The organism is Streptomyces sp. 150FB (genome assembly GCF_000818195.1).
Taxonomy (GTDB): Bacteria; Actinomycetota; Actinomycetes; order Streptomycetales; family Streptomycetaceae; genus Streptomyces.
This window is the reverse complement of record NZ_JTHL01000001.1, coordinates 3,848,167-3,850,050: the sequence shown is the minus strand read 5'-3', so window position 1 is coordinate 3,850,050 and position 1,884 is coordinate 3,848,167. Positions and strand designations below refer to the sequence as shown.

Sequence of the window (1,884 nt, the reverse complement as noted above, 5' to 3'; positions counted from 1 at the left end):
CGGGCGGCGGCCCCGCCGGGAACCGCGCCCGCGGCGTCCCGTACGGCGGTGGCCACCGTGCCGGTCGTACGGGAGGGCGCCGACCCGCAGTTCGACTCGCTGCGCGTCGGCTACAACCGCCGCTTCGACATACACCCCGACGAGATACTGACCCCGCGCACCGCCGCCGAGGCCCTCGCCGGCGTACAGCGGGCGCTCGACGCGCGGGCGCGGTTCACCGTCTACGGCGGCGGACACTGCTTCGAGGACTTCGTCCTCTCCCCGGACGTCCGCTGCCTGATCAACATGAACTCGCTGGACAGCATCGGCTTCGACGAGGCGCGCGGCGTCTACTCGGTGGGCGCCGGCGCCCGGCTGCTGAACGTCTACGACACCCTCTACCGGGAGCACGGCGTCGCCATACCCGGCGGTGTCTGCTACTCGGTCGGCGTCGGCGGCCATGTACTCGGCGGCGGCTACGGACTGCTGTCCCGGCTGCACGGCCTCACGGTGGACCACCTCGACGGCGTCGAGGTCGTGACGGTCGACCGGCGGGGCAAGGCCTCCCTGACGTACTGCCGCCGCGACAGCACCGGCGCGCTCGGCGAGCTGTTCTGGGCCCATACGGGCGGAGGCGGCGGCAACTTCGGCCTGGTCACCCGCTTCGACTTCCGTACGCCGGGAGCCGCGCGCTCGCTGATCTCGCCGCCGGCCACCGTGGGGATAGTGACCTGCGACTGGCCCTGGGAAGGGGGCGGCCCCGAGCGGTTCGGCGCGTTCCTCACCGTCTTCGCCGACTGGTGCGCGCGCCACCACCCGAGCAGTCCAGGATCGAACGCGGTCTTCCCCTGGCTGACGATCCGGCACCGGGACAACGGCGGCATCGGCATGGTCATGCAGATCTCCGACCCGGCGTCGGCGGCCATCGGCGACGACCTCGTGGACCGGCTCGGCGCGGCGCTCGGCCTGGACGGCGGTGCCTCGTACGTCACGCGCGAGTGGATGCCGTGGCTCAACTCCGTACGTCTCATCGGCACGGCGAGCGCCGAGAACAGCAATCCGAACCGCCGGGGAAAGCAGGGATCGGCCAACTTCCGGGGGCAGTTCACCGAGGTGCAGAAGGCCGAGATGTACCGGGCGCTGAACGAGTCGGTCGACGGATCGGTCTCCGCCGGTATCGACGTCGCCGCGCTCGGCGGGGCGATCTCCGTACCGGGACCGGCCGACACGGCGGTCTTCCAGCGGGACGCGACGATGAAGCTGCTGGTGCAGACGTTCTGGGAGGACGCGCGGTACGACGCGCCGAACATCGCCTGGCTGCGCCGCGCTTACCACGGGGTGTTCAGCGAGACCGGCGGCGCGCCCGTCTACAACGGGGTGACGGCGGGCAGTTACGTCAACTACCCGAACGCCGACCTGTCCGATCCCGCGTACAACACCTCCGGTGCCACGGCGGGGGAGCTGTACTACGGGCAGAACTACGAGCGGCTCCGCCGGGTCAAACGCCAGTGGGATCCCACCGGTGTGTTCCGGCACGCGCAGTCGGTCGAGCGGTGAGGCGTATGCGTACGTCTTTCGTGTCCGCCGCTGTCCTCTTCGACATGGACGGCACACTGATCGACTCGGCCGCCTCGATCGAGCGCGTCTGGACCGACTTCGCCCTGAGCCGGGGGCTGCCGGTCGCCGAGGTGATCGCGGCGCTGCCCGGGCGTACCGCGCGGGACATCCTGGGCGGCTTTCTCTCCTCGCCGGAGGACGTACGCGCCGAGGCGCAGCGCATCCGGCGGGCGCAGTGCCGGTCCGTCGGGGGCGTCGAACCGATCCCCGGCGCACGGGAGTTGGTCGCCGCGCTGCCGCCCGCGGGCTGGGCGGTCGTCACCTCGGCGCCCGGCGAGGTCGCGCGGG

The 1,884-nt window shown here is 71.9% G+C and carries 2 protein-coding genes; both read left to right on the top strand.

The features are described from left to right. Positions 1-1,536: BBE domain-containing protein (locus tag QR77_RS16430; protein ID WP_040028112.1), on the top strand; the 1,536-nt coding region annotated here is incomplete at its 5' end. Between the two features lie 5 nt (positions 1,537-1,541). Next, positions 1,542-1,884: HAD hydrolase-like protein (locus QR77_RS46695; RefSeq protein WP_160310920.1), on the top strand; the 343-nt coding region annotated here is incomplete at its 3' end.